This window comes from Chamaesiphon sp. OTE_20_metabat_361, from assembly GCF_031364565.1.
In genome coordinates this window covers 1-7,066 of record NZ_JANLWO010000078.1, presented here as the reverse complement: position 1 = coordinate 7,066, position 7,066 = coordinate 1, and the positions used below count along the sequence as shown (strand labels likewise).

Genomic DNA, 7,066 nt, shown 5'->3' with positions numbered 1-7,066 from the left:
TTAATCCCGATGAAGAGATGATGATCGTCACCAATCGGGGGATTATCATCCGTCAAGCGATTAACGCGATCTCGCCGCAATCTCGGATGGCAACCGGGGTACGGGTGCAGAAGCTCGATGATGACGATGCGATTATGGCAGTGGCGATCGTCCCTGCTTCTACTGGCGAGGAGGATCTCGATCTCGAAGCGATCGACGATATCGACGAAGCAGGAGCAGAAGAGATCTAGATTTCAAGTAAGATTCAGGGTAGGGGTAATGTGAATACCGCTACCCTGAATTTTTAGATCGTGTTTGAAAAGTATCGATTAGCACTTGTAAACCATAGAAAATCCCCCATAGTCCTTTTAGAAGCCATACACAAGTTATCTAAGTTTCTGCGTAGTCCCTTTACCCGACCCCAGCCCTCCCCTTATAAAGGGGAGGGAGCAAAAGCCCCCCTTTATAAGGGGGGGTTGGGGGGGTAAGCCCACTAGAAACGAAGCAGTTAGACGCATCCATTCATCCTCTCAGATCTACCCAAGGCATTGTAATGGCATCAAATGAACCTACCAGCCGATCGCGCCATTGACCTCGAAGATGATAACGATCCCATGTGTACGATCGTGGGTGTGGGTGCGTCTGCTGGCGGACTCGAAGCCTTTACCCAATTGCTCCAACATTTGCCTGCCGATACGGGGATGGCATTCGTCCTGATTCAGCATTTAGCACCTACCCACCCCAGTTTACTCACCACCATCTTAGCGAAAGCGACAGCGATGCCTGTGGCTGAAGTTGAAGAGGGGATGGAAGTAGCGCCAAATCGAGTCTCCGTCATCCCACCGAATTTCGATCTGGTGCTGGTAGGTAATCGCTTGAGGTTGTCCGTGCGCGAGAAGATTCATGGCAAATATTTACCAGCCGATCGCTTTTTGAAATCCCTGGCAATCGAGCGTCAGCAGCGGTCGATCGCGGTAGTATTATCGGGTACCGATGGCGATGGGGCGCTGGGCTTAGCCGCAGTCAAAGCAGCGGGGGGGATTACCTTCGCTCAAGATATTGCCTCCTCCAAATTTGAGGGAATGCCCGATCGAGCGATCTCCACCGGGCAGGTGGATTTTGTCTTACCGCCTGCGGCAATTGCCAGAGAGATCGCCAAGATCGCTCAGCATTTTTATGTCGCTCGACTGCCGCCAGTACCGCCCGATCGCGAGACTAGCTCCGCCAGTGAAGCAGATGTCCTTGCAACCATTTTCACCCTGCTCCATCGCTACAAAGGGGTAGACTTTACTGGCTACAAACCTGCGACATTGAAGCGGCGCATTTTACGGCGGATGGCATTGCACGACTTCGAGCGGTGGGATGATTACTCCCACTATCTCCGCACTCACCCCAGCGAACTAACTGCCCTCGAACGAGATTTATTGATTAATGTCACGAGTTTTTTTCGCGATCCGGCAACTTTTAACACGCTGACAACCACAGTTTTACCGACAATCCTCGCGCGGAAATCGCTGGCAGTGCCAGTGCGGATCTGGGTTGCAGGCTGTTCCACAGGCGAGGAAGCTTACTCGATCGGGATTTGCTTGTTAGAGTATTTAACAGAGCGCGACTTGCAATTGCCGATCCAGATTTTCGCCACCGATATCAGTGAGGGCGTAATCGATCGCGCTCGGATGGGTATTTATAAGCCGGGGATGATGGCGGGGATTTCCCCGGAGCGACTGCGCCGCTTTTTTGTGGCTGTGGATGGCGGCTATCAGATTAGCAAATCCGTCCGCGAGTTGTGTGTCTTTGCCAGACAAAACTTGATTGCCGATCCGCCATTTTCCCAACTCGATCTGATTAGCTGTCGCAATGTGCTGATTTATTTGGGAGCAGAACTCCAAAAACGGTTGATTCCCATTTTTCATTACGCGCTCAAACCGCAAAGTTTTTTGATGTTGGGCACTTCTGAAAGTATCGGCGAATTTTCCAATCTGTTCGCCCCATTAGATAAAAAGTCCAAAATTTACGATCGCAAATCTGCTCCTCGCAGTCCATACTTGAGATTTAATAGTAGCGATCGCGTTCTCGAAAAAGTAAAGCCAATGACGCCGATTGATGACGATAACCGCAACGATTTAGATTTGAGCCAATTCGCAGATCGCCTCATTTTGGAGCGCTACGCTCCCGTCGGCGTAGCGATCGATGAAGACATGAATATCGTCCAATTTCGGGGACAGACGGGCGATTATTTTGAACCTGCGGCGGGCAAGCCGAGCTTCAATTTATTTAAAATGATTAGACCAGAATTGGTAGTAGAACTCCGCGCTGCCGTCCATCAAGCCAAGCAACAGCAAGAAGTCGTGCGCCAAGAAGGTCTGCGGCTCTCGACCGCCACCGGGGTCAAAACGATCGATCTAGAAGTGATTCCCTTTAAGATCGGTGAGATCGATAAGCCCTATTTACTCATCCTCTTTCAGGAGTCGGCGATCGCCAGTGGCGATGCTCCCAGCCGCGCCAGAAAAGTCAAACAGACTTCCGGAGAGCAGGAACAAACGCGACTGCAACAGGAATTAGCGACAACTCGCGAATATTTACAAGCAATTATCAAGGAACAAGAATCGACCAACCAAGCTTTTCAAGTTGCTAATGAAGAAATTTTATCTAGTAATGAAGAGTTGCAAAGTACCAATGAAGAGTTGGAAACTTCCCAAGAAGAATTGCAAGCAACTAATGAAGAACTGCACACGATTAACGAGGAATTAAATAGCCGTAATCTCGAACTAGGACAACTGAATAACGATCTGCAAAACTTATTAAGCAGCATTAATATTCCGATTTTGATGCTCGATGGCGAGTTGCGGATTCGCCGCTTTACCACCTTAGCCCAACAAATATTCAACCTGATTCCGACAGATTTAGGGCGACCATTTAGCGATATTCAGCCCAACATTATCATCCCCGATCTGGGAGCATCGATCCTCGAAACCCTCGATACGCTGACGACCCGAGAAGAAGAAATCCAAGATCGGACGGGAGCCTGGTACAGCTTGCGAATTCGCCCCTATCGGACGATCGACAATCGGATCGATGGCGTCGTCATCGGCTTAATCGATATCGACACGCTCAAGCGCAGTGCCACCAGCATCGCCGCCGCCCGAGACTATGCCAATGCGATCGTCGAAACCGTCCGCCAACCCTTGCTCGTCCTCAATCCAGATTTACGCGTCATTAGAGCCAATCAATACTTTTACGAAACCTTCCAACTGACACCTGCTCAAACCGAACAGCAATCGATCTTTGAGGTCAAAAATCGCCAGTGGGATCTACCCGATCTGCGATCGCTACTGGCAAATCTCCTCGCCCGCGATACTGAGTTTCAAGACTTTGAAATAACCGCATTCGAGCCGGATTCAGAGCGAATGCTGTTATTTAACGCTTGCAAAATCAAAGACGAACTGCACGAACATAGTATCCTGCTGGCGATCGAAGACATTACCGAGCGTCGCCAAGCCGAAATTCTCATCCGCGACTCACTCACCGAAAAGGAAGTCCTCCTGCGCGAGATTCACCACCGCGTCAAAAACAATCTCCAAATTGTCTCTAGTTTGCTCAGTTTACAAAGCAATCGCGTTGCCGATCCACAGACGATGGAAATCCTTCAAGATAGCCAAAATCGCGTCCAGGCAATGTCGCTAATTCATGAGAGCCTCTATCAATCAGCCAATTTAGCAAATCTCAATTTTGCCGAATATGTCCAAACATTAGTCAATAATCTCTTTACTAGCTACAATGTCGATCGAGCAGCAATCGCGCTCCACATTGAGGTCGAGCCAGGGATTGCCATCGATGTCGATCGAGCCGTCCTCTGTGGCTTGATAATTAACGAACTCGTCACCAATGCCATCAAGCACGGAGTTGGAGACAATCGCCACGGCGAAGTACGGATAAAGTTGGCACACAGCGGTGACGATCTCCTGAAGTTATCGGTCGCCAATAACGGGCGAGAACTACCACCAGAATTCGATCTTGGCAATGTGCGATCGATGGGACTGAGTTTAGTCATCTCAGCAGTCAGCCAAATCAAAGGTCAATTGGCGGTACAAACTGGCGCTATGACTGTGTTTGAGATTAGCTTCCCTAAAGTTGTCAGCAGCGATCGCTAACCTTGCACTCACCCCCAACCCTTCTCCGCTTGAGAGCTACTGTGTATGCACAAGTTATTTGAGTTGCTGCGTAGTCTGTGTTACCCCACCCCAGCCCTCCCCTTATCAAGGGGAGGGAGCTAAAGCCCCTCTTGATAAGGGGGGTTGGGGGGTAAGCCCAGCGAAAACGGAGCCACAGCGGACTTGTGTGTACACGGTACTTGGGAGAGGGGTTGGGGGTGAGGGCAAGGTTAGCGAGTCTTACAAACCGCATTTTGGACAACACGTCGATCGCACTACCGCAATAATCTGGGCAAATGGTAAAAATATTAGTAGTTGAAGATGAAACAATTGGTGCCTGGGATATCAAAGAAACATTAGAAAAATTGGGACATGAGGTAGTCGATTTAGCCGTCTCTGGCGCAGCCGCAATTCGCGCCGCGACTCATAAAGATCCCGATCTAGTCCTGATGGATATTCGGTTAGCCGGAGAGATGGACGGGATCGCCGCTGGGAATGAAATCTACCAGCGATTGAAAATTCCCGTGGTTTACCTGAGTGCCCACGCCGACGAAATTACACTAGCGCGGGCACTTAAAACCGCTCCGTTTGGCTATATTGTTAAGCCTTTTCAGGCACAGACCTTACAGAGTACGATTCAGGTAGCCTACCAGCGGCATCAGATCGAAGCCTGTGCCCAGATGGCGCAAGCCTCGCTAGGCTACACTTTAGACAACATGGGTAGTGGCATTATCATCACCGATCGCCAGGGACTAATCACATTTATCAATCCGATCGCCGAAACGCTGACCGGGTGGAATTCAGCAGCGGCGGTAGGGGAGGAGATCGATAACGTTTTTTACTTAATCTGGGAAACAGATGGCACTACAATCGAAAATCCCAGTTTGCGATCGATGCGATTGCAAGCACTCGTCAAGTCACTAGAGGGCTGTTGGTTGACGTCTAGCGATAGTGGGATCGTGCCGATCTCTGCTACCGCGACCCCGATCCTACATCCAGATGGTGAGATCGTCGGCAGTATCGTGGTATTTCAAGATAACAGCGAGCAGATCGGCATCCAGATGGATTTGCAGGAGCGCAATCAAGATCTCGAATTATTTCAAATTAGGTTAATCTCCCAACTACAAGCCAAGACTGCCGAATACGACCAAGCCATCGCCTGTCTCCAAGTCTGGGAGCTGCTTTTAGATCGCGTGCAGACCGCTCGCACCGAAACAAAGCTGCTCCAGAGTGCGCTAGCGCAATTAGGTAAAGCGATCGCAGCAGACTACTGTTGGGTGACGCTGCACGAGCCTTACACCAATACAGCGACCATCTGCTGTGAATATATCGATCGCGAACGGCTAACTTACCCCGCCAGTAAACTTGGCAAACAAATCGATCTCCAGCTCTATCCTCGGTTTTACCAGCACTTATTTACAGGCAAAAGTTGGATTGCTCCTCCTGCGGCAATTATGCCCCCAGCCTATGTCAATCTTTTGACTCCCTCAGCTCATGTCTCGATTTTTCCGCTCATGAGCGATTTTATCGACGATGCAGCGGCACAGAGCGATGCGCCGCAACAGCGACCGCTAGATATCATCGGTGAAGTTGGCATCGTTACCACTGGCAAACAGCCGTGGACCCTAGGACAAACCAGCCCGATTGCCCAAATCCTCGGCGGTGCCATCAAGCTATTTCGACAGCATGGCTACCCGCTCGACTCAGCTAGCGATTGGCTCGATCTCCTCGACGATAACTCAACTAGCTGAGCATAATTCCATCTACCATCTACCCTCTACCCTCCGCAAGAGGTCTAATTAGCAGCTTCAGACATTTCGATCGTCCGACCCTCATAATCTTTCACCAAGAAATTTAGCGGCTTCTCACCCCGAATCTTGTGCTTGACACCACGAGTTTGAATCCGCATCAAGATTTGCTCCAAACAATCGCGATCGAAACAAACATGCCGTTGGCGATTTTTCTCACCATAGCTCGCTCCAGTAATGACGTGCAGTTGGGTGTTTTTCTTGAGCTGATACCACAACCCTTCCGAGCCTTTCATCCCTCGGATGCTACCGCGACCCATCGGTGCCGCCATATACATCGGATCCATTCCCGCAGTCCCGATCGTCTGCTCGTAGTCATAGTAATAATGTAACGGCACTTGCGCAATCGACAGATTTAACATTCCCTCATACAAATCTTGAGCAATTTGGAGATCGGACACCATCACCGTGTAAACCTTCGGGGCGCTAGTCAAAAACAGCCACATCGCCCCAGCGTAGGCTGCCAGAAGCATCACCATGATACCTTGGGTCGAAAACAGGCTATCTAAAGGCATAAAATCGCATAGGACTAGGATTGAATATATGTTAACAGTTCGGATTAATTAATTGCATAAAGTATTGCTGCGATCGAGCGAGGTTTGGACACAACCTCAGCGGTTAGAAACCGCCGCTCGGAGTGCAAAGTCCGCCTTCGGGAACGCTTCGCGAACAGTCGCAGGTAAAGAATCGGTAGCCGCTCACCTCGTAGGGCAACAGCTCTAAAATAAGTTTAGACAAATATTCACTCATCTGCTATGATGATAGTCTGTGAATTTTTTCAAACCACATGAAAGCTCAGGAAATCATTCGCTCGATCGAAGCGGAGTATCTAAAATCCGATCTGCCTACCCTTCACGTGGGCGATACCGTCCGTGTGGGCGTAAAAATTCAAGAAGGTAACAAAGAGCGCGTACAACCTTACGAAGGCATCATTATTGCTACTCGTAATGGCGGTATCAATGAAACTATTACTGTCCGTCGTGTCTTTCAGGGTATTGGCGTGGAACGGGTATTCCTGTTGCACTCACCCAAAATCGATAGCGTCAAAGTAATTCGTCGCGGTAAAGTCCGTCGTGCGAAACTGTTTTATCTTCGCGAGCGCGTCGGTAAAGCAACTCGCGTCAAACA

General features: G+C 49.7%; 6 protein-coding genes. 5 read left to right on the top strand and 1 reads right to left on the bottom strand.

All coding sequences use genetic code 11. The annotated features are described in order from the left end of the window. The 3 genes from RMO35_RS02100 to RMO35_RS02090 form a co-directional block, all read left to right on the top strand. Nucleotides 1–230, top strand: a 230-nt coding sequence (locus RMO35_RS02100) for a DNA gyrase C-terminal beta-propeller domain-containing protein (RefSeq protein WP_309738231.1), incomplete at its 5' end; no start/stop codon positions are given. A 312-nt stretch (nt 231–542) separates the two neighbouring features. After that, nucleotides 543–4,130, top strand: coding sequence for a chemotaxis protein CheB (locus RMO35_RS02095; protein ID WP_309738230.1), 3,588 nt, complete (start codon nt 543–545; stop codon nt 4,128–4,130). Nucleotides 4,131–4,426: 296 nt separating this feature from the next. After that, on the top strand, nt 4,427–5,881 hold the full coding sequence (locus RMO35_RS02090; RefSeq protein ID WP_309738229.1) for a response regulator: 1,455 nt from the start codon (nt 4,427–4,429) through the stop codon (nt 5,879–5,881). Between the two features lie 44 nt (nt 5,882–5,925). Here RMO35_RS02090 and RMO35_RS02085 read toward each other — a convergent pair whose 3' ends face one another. After that, nucleotides 5,926–6,453: a glyoxalase-like domain protein gene (locus tag RMO35_RS02085; RefSeq protein WP_309738226.1), complete on the bottom strand. Its 528-nt coding sequence runs from the start codon at nt 6,451–6,453 to the stop codon at nt 5,926–5,928. Between the two features lie 52 nt (nt 6,454–6,505). On the opposite strand from RMO35_RS02085, the gene RMO35_RS02080 reads away from it, so the two are divergent. Next, nucleotides 6,506–6,661: a hypothetical protein gene (locus RMO35_RS02080; RefSeq protein WP_309738224.1), complete on the top strand. Its 156-nt coding sequence runs from the start codon at nt 6,506–6,508 to the stop codon at nt 6,659–6,661. A 64-nt stretch (nt 6,662–6,725) separates the two neighbouring features. Continuing rightward, the coding region (rplS, locus tag RMO35_RS02075) for a 50S ribosomal protein L19 (protein ID WP_309738222.1) at nt 6,726–7,066 on the top strand (341 nt) is incomplete at its 3' end.

Coding starts and splice junctions, on each gene's coding strand:
- RMO35_RS02095 (WP_309738230.1), top strand. CDS start 543: ATGAACCTACCAGCCGATCGCGCCATTGACCTCGAAGATGATAACGAT.
- RMO35_RS02090 (WP_309738229.1), top strand. CDS start 4,427: ATGGTAAAAATATTAGTAGTTGAAGATGAAACAATTGGTGCCTGGGAT.
- RMO35_RS02085 (WP_309738226.1), bottom strand. CDS start 6,453: ATGCCTTTAGATAGCCTGTTTTCGACCCAAGGTATCATGGTGATGCTT.